This window comes from Streptomyces sp. NPDC048436, assembly GCF_043200355.1.
In the GTDB taxonomy this organism is placed as follows: Bacteria; Actinomycetota; Actinomycetes; order Streptomycetales; family Streptomycetaceae; genus Streptomyces.
The window spans coordinates 99980-122470 of the sequence record NZ_JBICXP010000009.1 but is presented as its reverse complement, the minus strand read 5'-3'; the positions used below and the strand labels follow the sequence as shown (position 1 = coordinate 122470).

14 protein-coding genes and 1 tRNA gene are annotated in these 22491 nt (G+C 72.2%); 11 read left to right on the top strand and 4 right to left on the bottom strand.

Annotation, left to right across the window (positions count from 1 at the left end; translation table 11 throughout):
- Positions 1 to 118: 118 nt before the first annotated feature.
- The 5 genes from tmk to ACGFX9_RS28210 all read left to right on the top strand — a co-directional run bounded on the left by tmk (position 119) and on the right by ACGFX9_RS28210 (position 7422).
- Positions 119 to 3331: a dTMP kinase gene (gene tmk / locus ACGFX9_RS28230; protein WP_393478010.1), complete on the top strand. Its 3213-nt coding sequence runs from the start codon at positions 119 to 121 to the stop codon at positions 3329 to 3331.
- 117 nt (positions 3332 to 3448) lie between these two features.
- Complete coding sequence (locus ACGFX9_RS28225; protein WP_393478005.1) at positions 3449 to 4654, top strand: DNA polymerase III subunit delta'; 1206 nt, start codon at positions 3449 to 3451, stop codon at positions 4652 to 4654.
- Between the two features lie 113 nt (positions 4655 to 4767).
- Complete coding sequence (locus tag ACGFX9_RS28220; RefSeq protein WP_393478001.1) at positions 4768 to 6315, top strand: alpha/beta hydrolase; 1548 nt, start codon at positions 4768 to 4770, stop codon at positions 6313 to 6315.
- 121 nt (positions 6316 to 6436) lie between these two features.
- Positions 6437 to 6510, top strand: a tRNA-Thr gene (locus ACGFX9_RS28215).
- Positions 6511 to 6828: 318 nt separating this feature from the next.
- A complete protein-coding gene (locus ACGFX9_RS28210; protein ID WP_393477996.1) occupies positions 6829 to 7422 on the top strand; it encodes a TetR/AcrR family transcriptional regulator in 594 nt (197 codons plus the stop codon).
- A gap of 46 nt (positions 7423 to 7468) precedes the next feature.
- On the opposite strand, the gene ACGFX9_RS28205 is transcribed toward ACGFX9_RS28210, so the two are convergent.
- Entirely contained in the window at positions 7469 to 7924 is a 456-nt protein-coding gene (locus tag ACGFX9_RS28205; RefSeq protein WP_393477991.1) for a hypothetical protein, read from the bottom strand.
- Between the two features lie 142 nt (positions 7925 to 8066).
- On the opposite strand from ACGFX9_RS28205, the gene ACGFX9_RS28200 reads away from it, so the two are divergent.
- The 4 genes from ACGFX9_RS28200 (at position 8067) to ACGFX9_RS28185 (ending at position 15165) form a co-directional block, all read left to right on the top strand.
- Complete coding sequence (locus tag ACGFX9_RS28200) at positions 8067 to 8489, top strand: hypothetical protein (RefSeq protein ID WP_393477987.1); 423 nt, start codon at positions 8067 to 8069, stop codon at positions 8487 to 8489.
- A 64-nt stretch (positions 8490 to 8553) separates the two neighbouring features.
- Positions 8554 to 9345 (top strand): response regulator transcription factor, encoded by a 792-nt coding sequence (locus tag ACGFX9_RS28195; RefSeq protein WP_393477982.1) that lies wholly within the window; start codon positions 8554 to 8556, stop codon positions 9343 to 9345.
- Positions 9335 to 11506: a sensor histidine kinase gene (locus ACGFX9_RS28190; protein ID WP_393477977.1), complete on the top strand. Its 2172-nt coding sequence runs from the start codon at positions 9335 to 9337 to the stop codon at positions 11504 to 11506. The genes ACGFX9_RS28195 and ACGFX9_RS28190 overlap by 11 nt, the downstream gene beginning before the upstream one ends.
- Before the next feature lie 440 nt (positions 11507 to 11946).
- A complete protein-coding gene (locus ACGFX9_RS28185) occupies positions 11947 to 15165 on the top strand; it encodes a BTAD domain-containing putative transcriptional regulator (RefSeq protein WP_393477972.1) in 3219 nt (1072 codons plus the stop codon).
- 38 nt (positions 15166 to 15203) lie between these two features.
- On the opposite strand, the gene ACGFX9_RS28180 is transcribed toward ACGFX9_RS28185, so the two are convergent.
- Positions 15204 to 16919, bottom strand: a complete 1716-nt coding sequence (locus ACGFX9_RS28180) for a bifunctional 3'-5' exonuclease/DNA polymerase (protein ID WP_393477966.1) — start codon at positions 16917 to 16919, stop codon at positions 15204 to 15206.
- A 168-nt stretch (positions 16920 to 17087) separates the two neighbouring features.
- Here ACGFX9_RS28180 and ACGFX9_RS28175 point away from each other — a divergent pair, with 168 nt between their 5' ends.
- Positions 17088 to 17927: a nitrilase-related carbon-nitrogen hydrolase gene (locus ACGFX9_RS28175; protein WP_393477964.1), complete on the top strand. Its 840-nt coding sequence runs from the start codon at positions 17088 to 17090 to the stop codon at positions 17925 to 17927.
- Between the two features lie 159 nt (positions 17928 to 18086).
- Here the strand turns inward: ACGFX9_RS28175 and ACGFX9_RS28170 are convergent, their stop codons facing one another.
- Together ACGFX9_RS28170 and ACGFX9_RS28165 are read right to left on the bottom strand one after the other, a co-directional pair.
- Complete coding sequence (locus ACGFX9_RS28170) at positions 18087 to 20309, bottom strand: FtsX-like permease family protein (protein ID WP_393477961.1); 2223 nt, start codon at positions 20307 to 20309, stop codon at positions 18087 to 18089.
- Positions 20309 to 21142 (bottom strand): ABC transporter ATP-binding protein, encoded by an 834-nt coding sequence (locus ACGFX9_RS28165; protein WP_393477958.1) that lies wholly within the window; start codon positions 21140 to 21142, stop codon positions 20309 to 20311. Before ACGFX9_RS28165 ends, ACGFX9_RS28170 begins: the two co-directional genes overlap by 1 nt.
- A gap of 84 nt (positions 21143 to 21226) precedes the next feature.
- On the opposite strand from ACGFX9_RS28165, the gene ACGFX9_RS28160 reads away from it, so the two are divergent.
- Positions 21227 to 22438, top strand: a complete 1212-nt coding sequence (locus tag ACGFX9_RS28160; RefSeq protein WP_393477955.1) for a DUF2786 domain-containing protein — start codon at positions 21227 to 21229, stop codon at positions 22436 to 22438.
- Positions 22439 to 22491: the final 53 nt, after the last annotated feature.

The following is a 22491-nucleotide window of genomic DNA, read 5'->3' as shown; positions in this document are numbered from 1 at the left end:
GTGTACGTCGTTTCGGCGTACGTCGTTTCGTACGGCGCTGTGAATGTGTGAACCGAAGGGGCGCCCGTTTGTTCGGGCGCCCCTTCGGTGTGTCACACCGGCCGGATAGGCTGGACGGATGACGCGTGCCGAGCAGCCAACGGTCGGAAACCCGGCCCCCGACGACGCCCTGGTCGCAGATTCCCGAGAGCGTGCTGTCCGCGCCTTGCTGCGCGTGCCGCAGCTGAAGCGGCTCTGGAGCGCCCAGCTCGTCGGAGGTGTCGGCGATGCACTCGCCCTCCTTGTCCTGGTGGTGCTCGCGCTGCAAGCGGCCATCGCCGAAGGCGCGTTCGGGGGCGGATACCGAGGAGCGGCGTTCGCCGTCACCGCCGTCTTCGGGGCGCGCGTTCTCGCGACGCTGCTCTTCGGGGCGGTGCTTCTGGGGCCGCTGAGCTCGATCACGTCACCTGCCGGGCCACTGGACCGGCGCTGGACGATGGTCGTGTCGGACGGTCTGCGGGCCGCGCTGCTGATCGTCGCGCCGCTCTGGATCGACTGGACCCCGGACAACGCGCTCGCCGTGCTGCTCGTCACTGCCTTCGTCATCGGCGTCGCCGAGCGCTTCTGGACGGTGTGCCGCGAGAGCGCCGCGCCCGCGCTGCTGCCCGCGCCGCCCCTGGAGGGCGCGACGGTGCGGCCGCTGCCGGACCACATGGACGCACTGCGGCGCCTCTCGCTGCGTACGGGATTCATGGCGCTGCCCCTCGCGGCCGCCGCGCTCGTCGCCGTCACGCTGATCGGGAACCTGCTCGGCTCCGGGATCGACTGGTTCGAGCTGCACCAGGCCGGGCTCGGCTCGTTCGTCGCCGCCGGGCTCTTCGCGGCCTCGCTCTCGATCGTCTACTTCCTCGAACTTCCCCCCACGCAGACGCCACGCGCGCGTAGCCCGCTCGAAGGCCTTCGCAGGCCGCGCACCGGCAGCGGCACCGACAAGGGCCGCACCGGTGCGATCCCGCTGCTCGTCGCCGCCTGCGCCGCCATCGCCGGCGCGATCGCCGCCTCCGTGGCCGTCGCCGTGCTGCACGCCAAGGACCTGGACGGCGGGCCCGTCACGTACGGCCTGATCGTCCTCGCGCTGACCGGCGGTACCGCCGTCGGCATCCGCACCTCGCCGTCCCTGCTGACCTCGCTCTCGCGCCGCCGCCTGCTCGCGCTCGCCATCGCCCTCACCGGCGTCGCGCTGCTCGCCGCGGGCCTCGTGCCCGACGTGACGACCGTGCTGCTGCTCCTGGCACTCACCGGAGTGGCCGCGGGCATCGCCGCGCACACCGGGCACGCGCTGCTCGACCAGGAGGTCGAGGACTACCGGCGGGCGCGCACGACCGAGCATGTCCAGGCCGTCGTACGCCTCTTCATCGCGCTCGGCGCGCTCATCGCCCCCGTCGTCGCGGCGGCCATCGGTCCGCACCGCTTCGTCAACGGCAAGTTCGTCTTCGACCACGGAGGCGCCGCCTTCACGCTGATGCTGGTGGGCGCGCTGCTCCTGCCGGTGGCCGCGCTGGTCCTCGCCAAGATCGACGACCGGCAGGGCATTCCGCTCCGGCACGACCTGCGGGACGCGCTGCGCGGCGGCGACGACCCGGTGCAGGGGATCGCCGCCACCGGGTTCTTCATCGCCCTGGAGGGCGGCGACGGCGCGGGCAAGTCGACGCAGGCCGAGGCGCTCGCGGAGTGGATCCGGGCCAAGGGCCACGAGGTCGTCGTGACGCGCGAGCCGGGAGCCACGCCGGTCGGCAAGCGGCTGCGGTCGATCCTGCTCGACGTGTCCTCGGCCGGGCTCTCGCACCGCGCCGAAGCACTTCTGTACGCCGCCGACCGCGCCGAGCACGTGGACACGGTCGTACGCCCCGCCCTTGAGCGCGGCGCGGTCGTCATCTCCGACCGCTACATCGACTCGTCCGTGGCCTATCAGGGCGCGGGCCGCGATCTGTCCCCGACCGAGATCGCCCGTATCTCCCGGTGGGCGACGGCGGGGCTCGTGCCGCATCTGACGGTGCTGCTCGACGTATCGCCGGAGGCCGCCCGTGAGCGGTTCACGGAGGCCCCCGACCGCCTTGAGTCGGAGCCCGCCGAGTTCCACGCGCGCGTGCGCTCCGGTTTCCTGACGCTCGCCGCGGCCGACCCGGGCCGCTACCTGGTGATCGACGCAGCCCAGGATCCGGAGGCGGTCACGACCGTCGCCCGGCATCGGCTCGACCTGATGCTGCCGCTCTCCGAAGCCGAGGTGAAGGCGCAGGAGGAGGCCCGTAAGGCCGCCGAGGAAGAGGCGCGCCGCAAGGCCGAGGAAGAGGCCGCGCGCAAGGCCGAGGAGGAGCGGGTCGAGCGCGAGCGCCAGGAGCAGCTCGCCAAGCTCCGCGCCGAGGAGGAGGAGCGCAAGCGCCGCGAGCTGGAGGAGGCGCAGCGCCGCGAGGCCGAGCGCCAGGCCGAGGAGGCAAGGCAGCGCGCCGAGGAGGCCAAGCGCAGGGCCGAGGAGGAGCAGGCACGTCTGCTCGCCGAGGAGAAGGTGCGGGCGGCCGAGGAGGCGCGGCGCCGCCGCGAGGCGGAGGAAGAGGCGCGGCTCCGGGCCGAGGCCGAGGAGCGGCGGCTCGAGAAGCAGCGGAAGGCCGAGGAGGCACTGCGGCGGGCGGAGGAGGCACGGCGCCTTGCCGCGGCTTCGGCGGCGGCTGCGACGGCGGTTTCGCGGACGTCCACGCCGGCTTCGGCGGCGAAGCCTCGTACGGATTCTCCTGCGAAGCCTTCCGAGGAAACCCCTGCGGATTCTCCTGCGAACGCGCCTGAGGACGTTGTGCCTGACAACGAGACGACGGTGGCTACGCCTGTCGTGAAGCCGGGAGCGGCTGCCCCTGGTGCGGCCACTCCGGGAGCGGGAACTCCGGGAGCCGCTGACGAGACCGCGGTGCTGCCCGCGGTGCGGGACACGGCAGGCTCCGATGAGACCGAGGTGCTGCCGCAGCCGCCGGTGCCCGGTGCCGCCGACGAGACGGCCGTACTGCCTGCCGTAAGCGAGGACAAGGTGCCGCCGGGCTACTTCCGCGACGAGCGGTCCGAGCAGCCGCCCGCGCCGGACGGAGGAAACTCCCGGACCCGCGAGCTGCCCCAGGTCGACGAGCAGGGCACACCCCGGCAGCGGCCCCGCTCCGACTGGGCGGAGGAGACTCCGCTGGACGATCTCCCGTCGCTGGCGGACGAATTGCTCGGGTCGCGTGAGGACGAGGGCGAGGACGACGAGCGGGGCGGCGGCGGTCGCGGAGGTGGCCGCGGTGGCCGTCGCGGAGGCGGTCGCAAGCGCTGAGTACTGCCCCGCTGACCTCGGCGTACCGCTGGTCGGCACGGCGTTGTCAGTGGCGTGCTCCACAATGAATTCGACAGCGCGAGGTGCGACGCAGGTGCAGGGCGGAGGCGGTGACCTATGACCGTATGGGACGACCTGGTGGGCCAGGAGCGGGTGAGCGAGCAGCTCGAGGCCGCCGCCAAGGACGCCGACGCCCTGGTCACCGCCGTGGCCACGGGCGCCCCGCAGCCCGAGGCGTCGAAGATGACGCACGCCTGGCTGTTCACCGGCCCCCCCGGCTCCGGTCGGTCCACCGCCGCCCGTGCCTTCGGCGCCGCGCTCCAGTGCACGAGCCCCGACCGCGCGCTCGGCGGCGCCCCCGGCTGCGGCTTCTGCGACGGATGCCACACGAGTCTGATCGGCACGCACGCCGACGTGGAAGTCGTGCGTACGGACCTGCTGTCCATCGGCGTCAAGGAGACCCGCGAGCTGGTCAGGCGGGCCCAGTTGTCGCCCGCGGTCGGCCGCTGGCAGGTCATCGTCCTGGAGGACGCCGACCGCCTCACCGAGGGCGCGGGCAACGTCATCCTGAAGGCCGTGGAAGAGCCCGCTCCCCGCACCGTATGGCTGCTCTGCGCGCCCTCCCTTGAGGACGTGCTGCCCACGATCCGCTCCCGCTGCCGTCATCTGACGCTGCGTACGCCTCCGGTGGAGGCCGTCGCGGACGTGCTCGTACGGCGTGACGGCATCGACCCGGATGTCGCCGCCGCCGTGGCGCGTGCCACGCAGGGGCACATCGGCCGCGCCCGGCGCCTCGCGACCGACCCGCGGGCGCGCGAGCGCAGGGCCGCCGTGCTCAAGCTGCCCATGCGCGTGTCGGACATCGGCGGCTGCCTCAAGGCCGCGCAGGAGCTGATCGACACGGCGAGCGACGACGCGAAGCAGGTCGCGGAGGATGTCGACGTCAAGGAGACGGACGACCTGAAGGCGGCGCTCGGCGCGGAGAAGGGCGGCCGGATGCCGCGCGGCACGGCCGGCGCGATGAAGGAGCTGGAGGACCGGCAGAAGCGCCGCAGAACCCGTACGCAGCGCGACAGCCTCGACCTCGCGCTCATCGACCTGACCGGTGTCTACCGAGACGTGCTCGCCCTCCAGCTCGGCTCCCGCGTGGCCTTGGCCAACACGGAGGTGCTCGACATGCTGGAGCGGATCGCGCGCGACACCTCGCCCGAGTCCACGCTGCGCCGCATAGAGGCGATCGGCGCCTGCCGCACCGCCCTGGACCGCAATGTGGCGCCGCTGCTCGCGGTGGAGGCGATGACGGTGGCGCTGCGGGCGGGCTAGGCGGGGGTGCCCCTCGCCTATGGGCGGGCTAGGCGGGGGGCGACGGAGTTTGACGGGTCACCCATACGAGCACATTGTGTAACGCGGCCAACACATGACGTTAGTCTCGCGTGATGCGCATCAGAGGACTCCGCACCCCGGCCACCGCGTTCCTGGCCGCCGGACTGCTCATCTCCGGCTGCTCAGCCGGCAGCTCGACGGCGGACGCGTCCATGGCCGCGCTGCCCCGGGCCACCCCGCGGGAGCTGTCCCCCTTCTACGAGCAGAAGCTGAATTGGCGCGAGTGCGGCGTACCCGGCTTCGAGTGCTCCACGATGAAGGCGCCGCTGGACTACGCGAAGCCGGGCGGCAAGGAGATCAAGCTCGCCGTCTCCCGCAAGAAGGCCACGGGCCCCGGCAAGCGCCTGGGTTCCCTCCTGGTCAACCCGGGCGGCCCCGGCGGCTCGGCGATCGGATACCTCCAGTCGTACGCGGCACTCGGTTACCCCGAGAAGGTCCGCGCCCGGTACGACATGGTCGCGGTCGACCCGCGCGGCGTCGCCCGCAGCGAGCCCGTCACCTGCCTCGACGGAAAGCGGATGGACGCGTACACGCAGACGGACATCACGCCGGACGATCAGGGCGAGACCACCGAACTGGTCGACTCCTTCAAGGAGTTCGCGAAGGGCTGCGACAAGCGCTCCGGCCAGGTGCTGCCGCATGTCTCCACGGTCGAGGCCGCCCGGGACATGGACCTCCTGCGCGAGGTGCTCGGCGACGAGAAGCTGAACTATGTGGGCGCTTCGTACGGCACGTTCCTGGGGGCGACGTACGCGGGGCTCTACCCCGGCCGCGTAGGACGTCTCGTCCTGGACGGCGCGATGGACCCCTCGCTGCCGGCCCGCCGTATGAACCGCGACCAGACGGCGGGATTCGAGACGGCGTTCCAGTCGTTCGCGAAGGACTGCGTCGGCCGGGCGGACTGTCCGCTGGGCACGACGAGCGAGGCGGACGCGGGCAAGCGCCTCAAGTCCTTCTTCGATGACCTGGACCGTGAGCCGATCCCCGCCGGAGACCCCGACGGCCGCGAGCTCGGCGAGGCGCTCGCCACGACGGGCGTGATCGCGGCGATGTACGACGAGGCGGCCTGGCCCCAACTTCGCACGGCTCTGGCCGCGGCGACGAAGGACAAGGACGGGGCGGGCCTCCTCGAACTCTCGGACAGCTACTACGAGCGCGAGGGCGACGGCACGTACGCGAACCTCATGTTCGCCAACGCCGCCGTGAACTGCCTGGACCTGCCCTCGGCCTTCGCCTCCCCCGCCAAGGTGAAGAAGTCGCTCCCGGACTTCGAGAAGGCCTCACCGGTCTTCGGCGAGGGTCTCGCGTGGGCCTCGCTGAACTGCGCGTACTGGCCGGTGAAGGCGACGGGCGAGCCGCACCGCATCGAGGCGGACGGCGCGGCCCCGATCGTCGTGGTCGGCACGACACGTGACCCGGCGACCCCTTACCGCTGGGCGAAGTCGCTGGCCGACCAGCTCTCCTCGGGCAAGCTGCTGACGTACGAGGGCGACGGGCACACGGCGTACGGCCGGGGCAGCGAGTGCATCGACTCGGCGATCAACGCGTACTTGCTGAAGGGGAAGGCACCGGCGGACGGGAAGCGCTGCTCACAGGGATGACGAGGGCGGCGGGGGTGGCGGGGGCCCGGGAGGGCCGCCCGCCGACCGTGTACGGAGCACCCCCGGAAACTGTGTAGACTTGGCGTCGCTGCTGATCGCACCATAGGTGCGGGACGCGCGTGCCGCCTTAGCTCAGATGGCCAGAGCAACGCACTCGTAATGCGTAGGTCTCGGGTTCGAATCCCGAAGGCGGCTCTGTAGAAGCCTCAGGACTCACTCGCCGTGACCTGGGGCTTTTGCTTTTGGCGGGTGGAGTCGGTGTTGCCTGTGCCGGTCCGTGCGCTCCCCCCGGCCGCACGGACGGACACAGGCCCGGGCCGCGGCCCGGACGTGTGCCCGGACACGGGGTCGGGGCACGTGGTCCAGTTTGGACCATCGAGGCCGCTGATTGGAAGATCTTTCTAGAAGGATGTTTTGCTTCTGCTCGGCCGGAGGTCGGTAGTGGTGCCGTCTTCTGGGAGTATTTTCTAGAAAACTGCTCTAGAAATGGCGTGCTCTACGCTTGGTCCCACCATGAGCCCCAAGCAACAACGTGGCGCAGAGACCGCCGACCGACTCCTGGACGCCGCGCTTCAGGTGTACGCCGACTCCGGCGAGCAGGGCGTCACCGTCAGTGCCCTCACGAAGTCCAGCGGTGTCAGCCTCGGCAGCCTGTACCACCACTTCGGCAGTGTCGACGGGCTCATGAACGCCCTGTTGCTGCGCTGGCTCGGCCGTCTCCTCGCCGAGCTGGCCGCCGGCGTGGAGCGTTCCCGCACCGCCCGGACCGGTATCCGTGCCCTTGTGCGGACCTACCTCACGTTCATCCAGGAGTACCCGGACGCCTCCCGGCTCCTGCACTCCTCGTATGCCGACCGGCTCGGGATGGCGCAGGCCAAGCAGCTCCGCGACGCGCAGGAGGCCAGGCTCTCCCCGATGGCCGAGTGGATGCGGCAGCACATCGAGTCGGGTGAACTCGCCCCGCTGCCCATGCCGTTGATCGAGGCGCTGGTCCTCGGGCCCGTCGTCGCGACCGCCCGCCGCTGGCTGTCCGGCATCGACGACGTCGACCTCGACGAGGCCGCGCGTGTCCTGCCGGAGAGGATCTGGCGGTCGCTCGTCCCCTGAGTCCACTGAGCTCGCAGGTGGGTGGCTGGGTGGGCGGGCGTCTTCGTCAGTGGCGCAGTGCCTTGCCGATCTCTGCCTTCGAGGTGCCGGAGAGTTTCCGGTTGCTGCGGGCCGTGCCGGGCTTCGACTTGGAGGGCTCCACGTCGCCGATGTTCAGGACGGCCGTGTCCAGGAGCTTGCCGTCACCGTCGCGGAAGTTGACGGAGATGGTGTAGTCGGCCTTCTTGTCCGTGCTGTTGGTGGCCGTGATCTTGGCCGTCGTCCGGTCGCCGTCGGACTTGGTGTCGCCGTCGACCTTCACGTCGCCCTTCGCGTCCACCCCGTCCTTCACCTCGGCCATCTTGGAGGCCGCGGCTTCCGTCGCGGAGGAGACGGCCTCTCCTGCCTTGGCGGTCGCGGAGGCTGCTCTGTCCTTGACCTTGTCCACGTCGCCGTCCGAGCAGGCGCCGGCGGTGAGGGTCAGGAGGGCGGCGGTGGCAGCGGCTGCGGCGATGCGGTTCATGCCGACCACCTTCGGGGTGACGGGGCGGGGGCGCGAGGCGGGGAGGCCGTATGGGTGCCGGAGGGAGACCGCGGGCCGGCGCGGGGGGTGGTGCTCCAGGGGTAGTCGTGCCGGGGCTCCGGCGGAGTGCGAGGATGCCGCGATGAGCGATGACGTAGCTGCCACGTATGTTCGGTTCGAGTCGCCCACGCGCCATGCGCGCGGGCACTTCCCGGGAGTGTTCGTTCTCGTCAACGGGCTTGCGCGCGACGGCAAGTTGACTCCGGAGCAGGAGCGCTTCCGGCGGGCCAACAACGACTGGTACGACGCCGCGTATCCGACCCCGTCGAAGGTCGATCCCACCGTCTACGACCACGAGGCCACGCCCGGTGCCGTGGCCTGGTTCAAGGTCACGGCCACGCATCTCATCGATCGCGTACCCGGGTATCTGGAGATCCTTCAGGCGCACGGCGTCGAGTGCCGGGTGGTGCGGTCATCGGATCCCGGGCGGATCGTCTACGAGGATGAGTTCCAGGTCGTGGTTGTGCCGCACGACGGCTGGACCGGCGAGCCCGGAGACTTATGAGGATCCTGTCAGGCCGCCGTCCGTATTCCGTTCGGTCCGTACCGCCCGGCCTATGCTCGGCCCCATGTGCGCTTCTGTCCTGGTCGCGGAGGATGACGAGAAACAGGCCGAGCTGGTCCGCCGCTATCTGGAGCGCGAGGGCCACACGGTCACCGTCGTCCATGACGGGCGCGCCGCGATCGACGAGGTGCGGAGCCGGGTCCCCGACCTGCTCGTACTCGACGTGATGATGCCGCGCGTCGACGGCCTCGGCGTCACGCGCGTCCTGCGGGGCGGGGACAAGGCGGGCATCGGAGGCGTTTCCGTGGCCGGGATTCCGATTCTGATGCTGACCGCACGTTCCACCGAGGACGATCTGCTGCTCGGGCTCGACCTCGGCGCCGACGACTACCTGACGAAGCCGTACAGCCCGCGCGAGCTGATGGCCCGTGTCCGTACGCTGCTGCGGCGCGCCCAGGGCACGCACCATCCGGTCGTCGAGGGCGCCGAGGCGGCGGCGCGCGTGCTGCGGGTCGGCGGGCTCGTAGTGGATCCGGTGCGGCATGAGGTGACGGTCGACGGGCGGCTCGTCGACTGCACGCCGGGGGAGTTCGAGCTGCTCGCGGCGTTGGCCGCGGAGCCTGAGAGGGTGTTCACACGGCCCCAGCTCCTGGATCGTATCCACGGGTCGTCCGGCTATATATCCGTCCGCACCGTCGACGTACACATCCTCAATCTGCGCAAGAAGATCGAGACCGATCCGCGCAGGCCGTGTCATCTCGTGACGGTCTTCGGCGTCGGGTACAAGCTCACGAACGCGAATGCCAACGTGAACGCGAATGCGGTCTTCGGCGCGGCGGGGCGACGTGGCGCGTGACATACCGTTCCGCAAGAGCCTGCTGACCCGGCTGCTTGCCGTCTCCGTGCTCGTCTCCGTCCTCTCCATCGCAGCCACCGCGTGGCTCGCCGCGCAGACCACCTCCGGCGCGATCCGGCAGGAGCAGGGGCAGGTCCTCGCCGACGACGCACGTGTGTACGACGAGTTGCTCGGCCTCGCCGCGACCGCGCCCGGGTGGCGCGGCGCCGAGCGGACCGTGCGTGAGCTCGCCCGGCAGACCGGGCGGCGCATCGCCCTGACCACGCAGGACCGCGTCGTCATCGCCGATTCGCGGGGAAAGGGAAAGGGAGAGGGCGGGAGTGGTGGCGAGGGAGCGCCCGGCGCCGAGTTGCCCGCCAAGGCTTCGGCCGTCGTCGACCCGCTCGCCGTCGACGGGGCGCTGACCGCGGGGGCGGGGAGTGGGCAAGGGGGAGGGGGCGGGAGTGGAGGAGAGAGCGGTGCGGGGAGCGAGGACGCGGATACCGCGGGGCTCGACCGTATTGATCCGCGCGCGGTCGGTCCCTTCCGGCTCTCGGGGCGGGAGCGGACGGAGCTGGCGAAGGTGGCCGATGATGTCGTGGGCTGCATGCACGACTTCGGGGTCGTCGCCCGGTCCGTCCAGGGCCCGGGCGGGCGTCCGCGCATCGATGCCCCCAACGACCCGAACCGGTTCCTCGACTACACCTGCAACGACACGCGCCTCGTCGTCCCCACCCACACGGAGAGCAAGGCCCTCAAGCGGCTCAACGAGCTCACCAACGCATGTCTGCGGCGCGGGGGTGAGCCACCGGTCACGGTCGAGCTCGATCTGACGTGGCGGCGGTCTGACGGCGGGGTGGCGGAACGCGCCGCCAGGACGGGGAGACCTTGGGCGAGTTTCGTCGTCCCTGCCGAGCCGGGTACGCCTTCGGGGTCGGGTGCGCCTTCCGAGCGGGGTGCGCCTTCTGGGCCGGGTACGTCCTCCGGGCGGGCCACTCCCGTCCCCACTCCCACTCCCGCTCCCACCCCCAGTCCTGCCGAGCCGGACACCGAGTCAACGGCCCCCACCGGACCACTCCCCGACCCGGTGGACAGCACCCGCGTGGACCGTGAGGCCGACACCAAGGCCGCCGCCTGCGTAGGCAGCGCGCGGCGTGAGCAGCTCGGGCCGTACGTCTCCGCGCCCGCGCTCCTCTTCGTCACCAGCTCCGACGGTTCGCGCACCGCGGCGGCCCGCGCGGGCGCGAACTCGGGGTTCAGCCTCTCCGGGGCCGACACCACGCGGCTCGCGGGGCTCTCGGCGGGCATCCTCGCGGTGACGGTCGCCGTCACCGCCTTCGCCGCGACCCGGCTGATCCGGCCGCTGCGGGCGCTGACGACCGCGACCCAGCGCATGAAGACGGGCGAGGCGAGCGAACCGGTGACCGCGCGCTCGGCGGGCTCCGCCGGTGAGATACGTCAGCTCGCCGACGCCTTCAACGACATGGCCGCGCACCGCAAGGCCCTGGAGGACCAGCGCCAGGCCATGGTCAGTGACGTCGCGCATGAGCTGCGTACGCCGCTTTCCAACATCCGAGGCTGGCTCGAGGCGGCCGAGGACGGCGTGGTCGCCACCGACCCCGAGCTGGTCTCCTCGCTCCTCGAAGAGGCCCTGCTGCTCCAGCACATCGTCAACGATCTCCAGGATCTGGCCGCCGCCGATGCCGGTACGCTCCGGCTGCACCGCGAGCCCATACACACGTCCGACGTCGTGGACCAGGTCGCGGCGGCGCATCAGGCGGGGGCCGAGGCGGCGGGCGTACGGCTGAGCGCGAAGACGTACGGCGATCCCTGCTTCACGGCCGATCCGCTCCGGCTGCGCCAGGCGATCGGCAACCTGGTCTCCAACGCGATCCGGCACACGCCGGAGGGCGGCAGCGTCACGATCAGCTGCCGCGCCACGCCCGACGCGGTGGAGGTGGAGGTCGCCGACACCGGTACCGGCATCGAGCCGACCGACCTGCCGCACGTCTTCGACCGCTTCTGGCGCGCGGACAAGTCGCGTACGCGGTCGACGGGCGGCAGCGGCCTCGGCCTCGCCATCGTCCGGAAGCTGGTGGAGGGGCACGGCGGGACGGTGACGGCGCGGAGTACGCCGGGGGAGGGAGCGGTGTTCACGGTGCGGGTGCCGTTGTCGGAGTGAGGTGCGTCCGGGGGGCATTCGCTGGGTGCGCGGGCGCGCACTCGAATAAGTACGTGCGCGAATAGTGGGCGATCGGTGAGTAACTGGTGCCGGAAACCAAGGGACGCCGGGTCCGGTGGGGGCCGGTGGGGGCCTGCGGTTCGTCGCTCGCCGTGGGGGTACGACGGCTACCGCGCGGCCTGGCCGCCCGCGAGAGCGCCTCAAATCCCTCTCCCCGTAGGGGATTTGAGGCAACTCCGCAGGAGCTGAGCGGGCCCGGCCGCAACGGTGACACTCCCCCGAGTTACGCGTTGCGCGCGAGTACCGGCGGGGCCGGGCCCGATGTACTGATCCCATCAGGAGCCGCCAACCGATCGCTAACATGTGGCCAACGGCTGGCGGGAGATGGCGTGGGCGTGTGGTGCGGCGACTTGCGGTTCGGGCTTCTTGGAGCTCCTGCCGTGTACGACGCCGATGGCGAGCCGCAGCCCGTCCAGAGCGCCAAGGGGCGTGCTCTGCTGGCCGCGCTGCTGCTCGAACCGGGCAGGGTCGTCTCCGTCGAAGCCCTCAAGGACGCGCTCTGGGGTGGTGCCCCGCCCGCGTCGGCCCATGCCTCGCTGCAGAATCACGTGACGCGACTGCGCCGTCTCCTCGACGACCCTGAGCGGCTGCGGGCGGTGCCTCCGGGGTACCGGCTGCGGGTGGACGACGGCGAGCTGGACGTACGGGTCTTCGAACAGCTGGTGGCGCGGGCGCGGGCGGCGCACGGTGAACGTGACTGGCACGGCTGCGTGGACGCGGCCTCCGCCGCGCTGGCCCTGTGGCGCGGCACCCCGCTGGACGGGATGCCCGCGGACTCGGCGGGCCACGCGCTCGTACCGCGCCTTGAGGAGGCGCGGCTCCTCGCCCTCGAACTGCGGTACGACGCGGAGTTGGCGACGGGGGGTGGCGGCGGAGGCCTCGTGCCGGAGCTGGCGGAGCTGGTCGCGGAGTACCCCTTGCGGGAGGCCTTCCATGGGCAACTGATGCTGGTGCTGCACCGCTCGGGCCGCCAGGCGGAGGCCCTCGCCGTCCACCGCGAGCTGCGGCGCAGACTGGTGGACGAACTCGGGGTGGAGCCGGGAGCGGCGGTGCGGGCGGCGCATGGGGTGGTGCTGCGGGAGGTTGCGGGGGTTGGTTTCGCGGGGGGTTCTGGGGCGGCGGGTGCGGCCTCTGGTGCGGGTGCGGGTGCGGGGGTGGACGCGGAGGCGGGTGCGGACGTGGGCTTTGCGGCGGGCCACCGCTCGCGTTCCGGGGCGGGTGCCGGGGTGGATGCTGCCCCGGGTGCAGGGGTGGATGCCGGGCCGGGGTCCGTGGCGGACCCCGCCCCAAGCTCCGTACCGCGCCCCGCCGCGAACCCTGACGCTGCACGCCCCGCCCCCGCTCCCTCGGTCGACGCCTCACACGCCTCCACCCCCGCACCTGCGCCCACCCGCACCCGCACCCGCCCCGCCCAACTCCCCCCAGCACCAGCCCACTTCACGGGCCGCGCCCCAGTAGTGCGCTCCCTGGCGACCCTCCTCGCAGGACAGGCCGCCGGGAGTGAAGGCGGTAGCGATGGCGGCCGTGGAGTGCCTGCCCCCGCCTCTCACGGCACCACAGACCCCTCGCCCCCCATAGCCGTCCTCTCCGGCATGGCCGGCGTAGGCAAGAGCGCGCTCGCCCTGCACGTCGCCCACCGGCTGCGTGAGCACTTCCCCGACGGGCAGCTCTACGTCAATCTGCGCGGGGCCACCCCCGGCATGACCCCCCTCAGCCCGGAGCAAGCCCTCGCCGCACTCCTCCGGGATCTCGGGGTCGAACCGAGTCACAGTCCCGAACACCCGGACGCCGCAGCCGCGTTGCTCCGCTCGCTGCTCGCGCCCACCCGCACCCTGTTGGTCCTCGACGACGCGGCGACCGCCGCGCAGGTGCGGCCGTTGCTGCCCGCGGGCTCCGGCTGCGCGGTCATCGTCACCAGCCGTTCGACCCTCACCGCGCTCGACGGCGCGGGACGCTTCCCGCTGGAGCCGCTCTCCGGTGGGGACAGCGCCGCCCTGCTGCGCGCCGTATCCGGCCGCGCGGGTCTCGACGCGGGGCACCCTCTGGTCGAACTCGCGGGCCGCCTCCCCCTCGCCCTGCGCATCATCGCGGCCCGCCTCGCCGCCCGGCGCGCGCTCACGCCGGAGGCCCTCGCCGAACTCCTCACCGTCAGCGGCGGCCGGCTGCACCACCTGGAGTACGACGACCTGAGCGTGCGGCGCTCCCTCGCCGTGGCCCTGGACGCGCTGCGTACCTCGGAGCGCGAGTCCGACCGGGACGCGGCCGCCGCCCTCGCCGTGATCGGCGCCCTGGACCTCCCCGCGTACGGAATCCCCCTCGTCGCCCGCCTGCTGGCGGTCGAGGAGTGGCGCGCGGGAGCCGCCCTCGACCGTCTCGTCGACGTCGCGCTCCTCGACGAGACGGCCTACGCCCGATACGCCCCCCACGACCTCGTACGTGACTTCGCGAGGGAAGTGGCCCGCCAGGACTGCACCAGAGCGGCGGTGGACGTCGTGGAGACGGCGCTGCACTGGTACGCGGAGTCGGCGCGCCAGACCCTGCTGGCGATCATGCCGGAGGGGCTGGACCGCGACGACCGGCTGAGGGGAGTCGCGGAGCGGCTGGACAGGCCCGCCGCGCCCACCACGCCCGCCCCAGCGATGTCCACCGAAGAGGCCTTCGCCTGGGGCGACACGGAGCTCGCCAACGTCATCGCCCTCGCCGACCGCCACGGCCGCGACTCCGTACTCCTGCCCGTACTCGTCCGCTGCTTCTTCTCGTATCTCAAGCGCCGTGGCCGGCTCACCGAGGCGGACCTCCTGAACCACCTCGCGGTGACCGCGGCCCGCCGCTGGAACGACACCGCGGCCGAGGCGCAGGCGCTCACCGATCTCGCCGGCCTCAACTACGTGTCGGGGCGCAGCGACAGGGCACTGGAACTGATCGACGAGGCGCTTGCGCTGTGGCGGGAGCTCGACCACATGTCGTGCGTCCACCGCGGTGTCATCAACCGCGGCCTCCTGCTCGAAGCCCTCGGCCGCTACGAGGAGTCGGCCGAGGCGCTGCGGCACAGCCTGGAGCTGGCCAAGGCCCTCGGTGACCCCTTGAGCGAGGCGTTCGCCCTCAGCACGCTCGGCAATGTCTACGAGCACACCGACGCGCGCGCCGCGATCTCCTACTACGAGCGCAGCCTCGCGATCGGCGAGGCGCTCGGGCACGCAGGCCTTCGCCAGGAAGTCCACTGCGACATGGGCAAGGCCTATCTCGCCCTGGGCGAACCGGCCGTCGCGCTCACGCACTTCGAGGAGAGCCTGCGCATCCACGGCGTCGCCGAGGACTGGCACAACGAGTCCAAGGTGCGCCTCGGGATGGTCCGCGCCCTGCGCGGGGTCTCCCGTACGCAGGAGGCGACGCGCGAGTGCGTCGACCTCCTGGAGCGTGCGGAGCAGCGGGCCGACGCCCATACTGCGGGCCTGGCCCGTCATCAGCGAGGGCTCCTGCTGTACGCGGAGGGGCGCACCGAAGAGGCGTACGCGCACTGGAAGTCGGCCCTGGAGTCGCTGGAGGGCACGGACAGCAGCGAGGTGGTCGGAGAGCTGAGGAACTTGCTGGCGGGCTGAACAAGACCTGACAGGTGGCTACTTGGCCGGCCGACGCGCTACTTCGCGTCCGCGTAACACTCCACCACCGCCACGGTGAACGGAAACCGCACCGGTGTCTCGCCGAACGCGATGCGTCCCGCCAGGTCGCCGGCCGCGCGGATCGCCGCCGTGACCGTCTCGGCCTCCTCCTTCGGGCAGTGCACGATGACCTCGTCGTGCTGGAAGAAGACCAGCTCGGCGCGGAGTCCGGACGCGGCGATGGACTGGCGCAGGGCGGCCAACATCAGCAGGGCCCAGTCGGCCGCGCTGCCCTGGACGACGAAGTTACGGGTGAATCGGCCGCGGGCGCGGGCGTTGCTGGAGGCGTAACCAGGGGTGAACTCGCCGTCGGGGGAGGGTGTTTCGGCGGGGTCGTCCTGCGGGATGCCCGCCTCGTCGAAGTCCCCCGCTCCGGCTGCGGGTGGGCTCGTCCGTCCCAGCCAGGTCCGTACGAGCCTGCCCTCCTCGCCCTCCTTCGCCGCGTCGTCGACGTACGCGACCGCGGCGGGGAATCTGCGGCGCAGTGCCGCCAGGTTCTTCAGGCCGTCGCCCGACGTCTGGCCGTAGACGGCACCGAGGAGCGCGAGCTTGGCGTGCTCGCGGTCGCCGGAGAAGGCGCGGTCGGACAGGCGCGTGTAGAGGTCCTCGTGGCTGCCGGCCACCTCCATCAGGCCACGGTCGCGTGAGATCGCGGCGAGGACCCGCGGCTCCATCTGGTCGGCGTCGGCGACGACGAGCCGCCAGCCGGGGTCGGCGACGACCGCACGTCGGATGATCTTGGGGATCTGCAGGGCGCCGCCGCCGTTGGTGGTCCAGCGGCCACTGACGGTGCCGCCCGGGGTGTACTCGGGCCGGAAGCGGCCGTCGCGCACCCAGTCCTGGAGCCAGCTCCAGCCGTGCGCCGTCCAGATCCGGTACAGCTTCTTGTACTGGATGAGGGGCTTCACGGCCGGGTGGTCGATCTCCTCCAGCTCCCAGCGCCGGGTGGACTTGACCTTGATCCCGGCTTGCGCGAAGGCCTTGATGACGTCGGCGGGCAGGTCGGGGCGCATCCGGCGGCCGAACGCCGCGGAGATCTCGTCGGCGAGTTCGGCGAGGCGGCGGGGTTCGGCGGCTCCCGCGTTCCTGCCGCCGCCCGCGTACCGCTCGCCGAGGAGGTCGGTGAGCAGGGCGTGGTGGACGTCGGCGCGCCAGGGCAGGCCCGCCACGTTCATCTCGGCGGCCACCAGCATCCCCGCCGACTCGGCCGCCGTGAGCAGCCGCATCCTGCCGGGGTGCTCGGCGGCCTCGTGTCTTCGCTGCTGGGCGGCATACACCTCCAGGAGCGCGGCGAAGGGGAGCGAGGTCACGGGGGAGGGTTCGAAGAGGGAGTCCTGGGCGCCGGGAGCTGCCGCTCTGGGGGGTGGGTCGGCCGGGACGGGAGCGTTGTTGAGCCGCGCCCAGGAGGCTGCGGCCGAGCGGGGTTCGCCCAGGCGGCCCTCGTGACCGAGGAGGAGCAGCTCCGCGTCCTCGATGTCGTAGCAACGGTCCACCCGGACTCCCGCGGCCAGCAGGACGGGGTAGATCTCGGCGGTCGAGCGCCATACCCAGCGGGTCACGCCGGGCCTGGCGCGCACGGCTTCGGCGAGGCTCGGCTCGCGTCGCACGGGTCCCGATGGCAGGCAGTCGCCTCCGAGGGGGGCCAGTTCGGCGGCGCCGTCCTCGGTGGGTGCGATGGCCCACTTCTCGGTCATGGGTCGAGTTTCGCAGCCGCCACTGACATCGGGGGCTTTTGTCCGGTCTGTCTGCTGTCTGCTGTCCGCTGCTGTCTGCTGGCCTCTGCCCGCTGTGCTCCTCCGGCGAGGTCTCTTCCGGGCGTCCCCGACATGCGGGGGCCGCCCGGCGCTGTAAGGCTCGGAGCCATGAGAGTGGCCCTTGCGCAGACCGACTGTGTCCTCGGCGAGGTGGACGAGAACCTCGCGGTGGCCCGCGACCAGATCGGGCAGGCGGCGGCGCAGGGCGCGGACCTCGTCGTCTTCCCCGAGCTGAGCCTGCACGGGTACCACCTGGGGGGCTTGCGGCGGGACACCTCGCTCGATGCTACGGACCTGCGGCTCCTGGAGCTTTCGACGCTCGGGGCCGACGTAGTGGTGGGCCTTCACGAGCACACCAGCCTGCGCGCGTACAACACGTCCGCGTACTACGCCAAGGGTCAACTCCTCCATGCCCACCGGAAGTTGTACCTCCCGAACTACCTGGCCTGGGAGGAGCGCAAGCATGTCAGCCCGGGTCAGCACTTGCGTGCGTACGACTTGCCGGGCGGGCATGGGCGCGCCGCGACCCTCGTATGCAATGACGCGTGGCAGCCGGTGCTTCCGTGGCTCGCGGTGCAGGACGGCGCCGAGGTCATCATCATCCCCACGAACAGCGCGGCGAGCCTCGATCCCGAGGCGATGGACACGGGCCTGTACTGGGAGACCCTCCTCTCCTACACGGCCCGCATGCTCCAGTGCTGGGTCGTCTTCGTGAACCGGGTCGGGAACGAGAACGGGGCGTCGTTCTGGGGCGGTTCGCGGGTGGTCGACCCGCGCGGCACGGTGGTGGCGCAGGCGCCGAAGTGGGAGCCGGGCCTGGTGACGGTCGACATCGACGTCCACGAGGCGCGGCGGCAACGGCGGGCGGTGCCGCTTGTCGCCGAGGCGAGGCTGGGGCTGGTTGATCGGGAGGTGCGGAGGCTTATTGATGAGGGGGGTGATAGCTAGGCTCTTTTGGCTGCGCTGGGCGGACGGTGGCTTTTCCTCCTCGGCTGTTGCCCTGCCGGGACGGGGTCCTCCCGCTCTGCGGTTTCACCTGGTCGAACGGGCCTTTCCCGCTCTGCGGTTTCACCTGGTCGAACGGGCCTTTCCCGCCCGCCCGCCCGTTCACCCCGTGGTTTCATCTTGCCGAACGGGCCTTTCCCGCCCGCCCGCCCGATTGCCCCGTGGTCTCATCTCGTCGAACAGGCCTCTCCCGCCCCCCCCGACCACCCCCCCTGCCAACCCCGCCCCCACCCCAACCACCGCACAGACCCCCGCAGTCACCCCCACCACCCCCCAAGGCACCACCACCCCCGCCGGTGCCGACAAGCGGGTCAGGGCCGTGCTCAATGTGCCCAGGTTGAGCAGCGTCACCGTCAGGCCAAGGACCGTGCCCACCCCCACCGCCAGCAATGACTCCCCAGCCACCATCAGCCGCACCTGGCCCCACGTCGCCCCGGCCATCCGCAGCGATCGAAGCTCGGCGTCCCGCACCGACGTAGCCATCAGCAGTGTGCCCGCCAGGGAGATGGCCGTGTAGATCAAGGCGATGCCCAGCAGTACCAGCAGGCCGAGACGGGTCTGTGGCTTCGTCCCCGGATGCGTGGCGGCCAGCCACGCCTCCGCCGACCGCACCCGCACCCCCGGCCCCGCTCCCGCCCGCAGCTCCGCCGCGACCTCCCCCCGGTCAGCCCCCTCCCGCAGCCGCACATCGATCCGGTCGACCGCTGCCGGAACCCCCGCCGCCGTCACATAAGCCCCGTTGTCCCCCGTCCCCCGCGCGAGAACCGCGACGATCCGCAGCCGCGCACGCCTCCCGTCCCCGAGCCGGACGTCGACCCGCTCGCCCACCCGCCGCCGCTCCCACTCCTCGTTCACGACGATCGAACGGTCGTCGAGATCCCGCACGTCCCCGGCCACCACCGGAAGACGGGACACGGAAGCGAACGCCGCCGGATCACTCACCGCGCGCGCCTCGGAGCGGACGAGCGCGCTGCCTTCCTCCCGTACGAACACGGCCGTCGACGCGGACGATGCAGCCACCGAGACGCCGTCCACACCGGCCGCCACCTCCTGAAAGCCACTCAAGTCATCTCCCGTGACGACAAGTTGAGCGCCGGTCCGCTCCCGGGCCTCCTCGGCCCTCGCCTTGCCCGCGGTCTCCGCCGAGCCGAGCAGCGAGCCCGCGAGGGCCACCGTGACCAGGACCGGCGCGGCGACGGCGGCGGTCCGGCGTACGGAGGCGGCGGAGTTCTCGCGGACGAGGAGGCCGATGGCGCCGGGGAGGCGTACGGCGCGCAGGACGGGCCGTACGAGGAGGGGGGTGAGGGTGGCGAGCGCGGTGATCAGGATCATCGGCTGGGTCGTGTACGTCTTGCGCTTCATCAGCGCGGACGGGTCCGTCCAGAGGGTGAAGGCCAGCATCCCGACCCCCGCGGCGAGCAACGCGGCCCCCACGACGCGCCGACTCCACGGCATGACCCCGGTGTCGACCGACGCGTCACGCAACGCCTCGACCGGACCGACCCGCCCCGCCCGCCGCGAGGCGGCCCATGCCCCCGAGAGAGCCACCAACACCCCGACCCAGAAGGCGAGATGGTACGGCCAGGCCGCCCCGCCGATCGTGAACCACTCCGGAGCGATCTCCGCGTCCACCAAGGCATCGGCGAGCACCGGCGCACCCCAGGCGCCAAGGACGCACCCCACCCCGGACGCGGTGACGCCCACCGCGAGCGCCTCGGCGAGCACCATCCTGCGGATCTGCCCCGGCGTCGCGCCGGCCATCCGAAGGAGCCCGAACTCCCTTCGCCGCAGCGCCACCACGAAGGAGAAGGTGGACGCCGTGACGAAGACGGAGACAAAAGCGGAGACCCCGCCCGCCGTACCCAAGAGGGAGTTCACCGCCACCAGCGCCTCGGCGTCCCGCCCCGGCTCCGGATCGGCCAGCCGCCGCTCGCCGCCCGTGAGGACGCGGGCCCGCGACCCGACGGTCGCGCGCACCTCCCCGGCGGGAGCGTCCACGCCCACGGCGTCCCGCGCGGCCCCGTCCAGCTGGACCGGCCCGAGGCGGCGAAGGTCGCGCAGAAGTTCGATATCCACAGGGTGTGGATGAGCGAGCGGCTTCGTCACGTACCGGGTGTCGGGGCCCCTCTTTACCGGGACAGTCAGGGTGTTCTGCCCCATAACGACCACGGGCGACGCGGCGAACCGCACGGGTTCCCGCTCCGGAGCGCTGAACGTCGAGGCGAGTCCGAGCCCCATCGCGGCGGTGAGTGCCACGCCGAGTGCGACGGCGACGAAGGCGCCGAGGAGGCCGGCCCAGCGGGTACGAAGGGAGGCGAGGAACATCACCGGCCACCCACGCTCGCCGAAGCGTCCCCTGCGGTCGCCGAACCGCCACCGACTACCCGCGGCTCCACGTAGCGAGAGCGCGAGACCCCTGTCGCCCCCGACTCAAGCCCCGCCATCCGCCGAGCAACCTCCCCCGCACCCGCACCCGCACCCGCACCCGGCACAAGCACCTCATCGGCCACGCGCCCGTCCACCAGGAACACCACCCGGTCCGCATGGGCGGCTGCCACCGGATCATGCGTGACCATGACGGTGGTCTGCCCTTCCCCATCCACCAACTCCCGCAACAGCACCAGCACTTCACGACTGGCAGTCGTATCCAGCGCCCCGGTCGGCTCGTCGCCGAACAGGACCGCGGGGCGGGTGACAAGTGCCCGTGCCAGCGCGACCCGCTGCTGCTGGCCGCCCGAAAGCTCTCCCGGTCGATGCCGTGCGCGGTCACCGAGCCCCACCCGGGCCAACGCGTCCCCGATCTCCGTACGCGAAGGCCTGCGCCCCGCAAGCCGCAACGGGAGCGCGACGTTCTGGGCCGCGGTCAGTGACGGGAGGAGGTTGAAGGACTGGAAGACGAAGCCGATACGGTCCCTCCGCAGCAGCGTCAGACGGCGCTCGCTCAGCCCCGTCAGCTCCGTGCCGCCCACCTCGACCGTCCCGGACGTCGGTCGGTCGAGCCCGGCCGCGCACTGCAGCAGCGTCGACTTCCCGGAGCCGGAGGGCCCCATGATCGCGGTGAAGGTCCCGGCCCGTATCGCGAGATCGACGCCGTCGAGGGCGGTCACGTCCCGGTAGGCGCGGCGGACCGCGGTGAGGCGTACGGCAGTTGAGGTCATGGGGCAAGCCAACCGTCCGCGGCGCCCCCGGGCACGACCACTGGGGGGCGTCCTCGGGGTAGGGCCGGCCATACCCTTGGGCGTATGGATCCGGTGACCGAGGTGATCGACAAGGCGTTCGCGGCAGCGCTGTACGCGGACGGCGACGAGGGCCTCGACACCGGCGCGTCCCTCCTCGCGGCTGCCCCGGAGGCGGACGAGGAGCTGCGGCGCAGGGGGGAGGAGCTGGTGCGCCGAGCGTGGGAGCGGGGCTGGCAACCGGCGGACGTCATACGAATGATCACCAAAACGCACCAGCCCCACCAGACCCACCAGGCCACCCAGCGCCACCACTCCCACCAGTCCCACCAAACCCAGCACCTCCACCTCGCCGCCGACCTGATCACGGCGGAGACCCGTCGATACGGCGACACGCTCCCGCCCCGCTGGCGGGCGCAGCTCGACGAACTGGCCCCGAAGGGCGGCCGACCCCACACCCCCACGGACCGCTTCTCCCAGGCGACCACGGCCCTCTCCCTCTACCGCCTCCTCCTGCGCCTCCCCGCGATCGAGCCGGTGGGTCCCGCCCCCGGCACTCCGCTCCACGCGCCGCCGCCGCCAGGCCACGACGAGCCCCGCATCCTCACCCGTATCCGGGCGCTGCTCGCCAAGGCCGAGGCCACCGGGTTCCCCGAGGAGGCGGAGGCGCTCACCGCCAAGGCGCAGGAGCTGATGGCCCGGCACACGATCGACGAGGCGCTGCTCGCCTCCCGCACCCACGCCAAGGACAGGCCCGGCGCGTGCCGCATCGGCGTGGACGCCCCGTACGAGACGGCGAAGGCGATCCTCCTGGACGCGGTCGCCTCTGCGAACCGCTGCCGCGCGGTGTGGAACGAGGCGTACGGCTTCTCGACCGTCGTCGGCTTCGAGCCCGACCTGGAGGTGGTCGAGCTCCTCCACACCTCCCTGCTCGTGCAGGGGACGGCGGCGATGACGAAGGCGGAGGCGGGGTTGCGGGCGGGCGGCCGGAAGCGTACGAAGACGTTCCGTCAGGCGTTCCTTCTGGCGTACGCGAACCGCCTTGGCACGCGGCTGGCCTCGGCGGCGCGGGACGTCACTGCGGAGTCCCCGGAAGCAGGCGAGCTGCTGCCGGTGCTGGCCGCGAGGGACGTGGCCGTCACGTCCCACGCGGAGCGCATGTTCCCGGAGACGACCACGACCCGGGTGCGGGGCGCGGTGGACCAGGACGGCTGGAACCACGGCACGACCGCAGCGGACCGGGCCCACATGACCCCGGGCCAACGCCACCTCCCATAAAACCCCCGCCCCCGGCAGCACCCCCACCCCACGACCCGCACCCCACGCCCTCC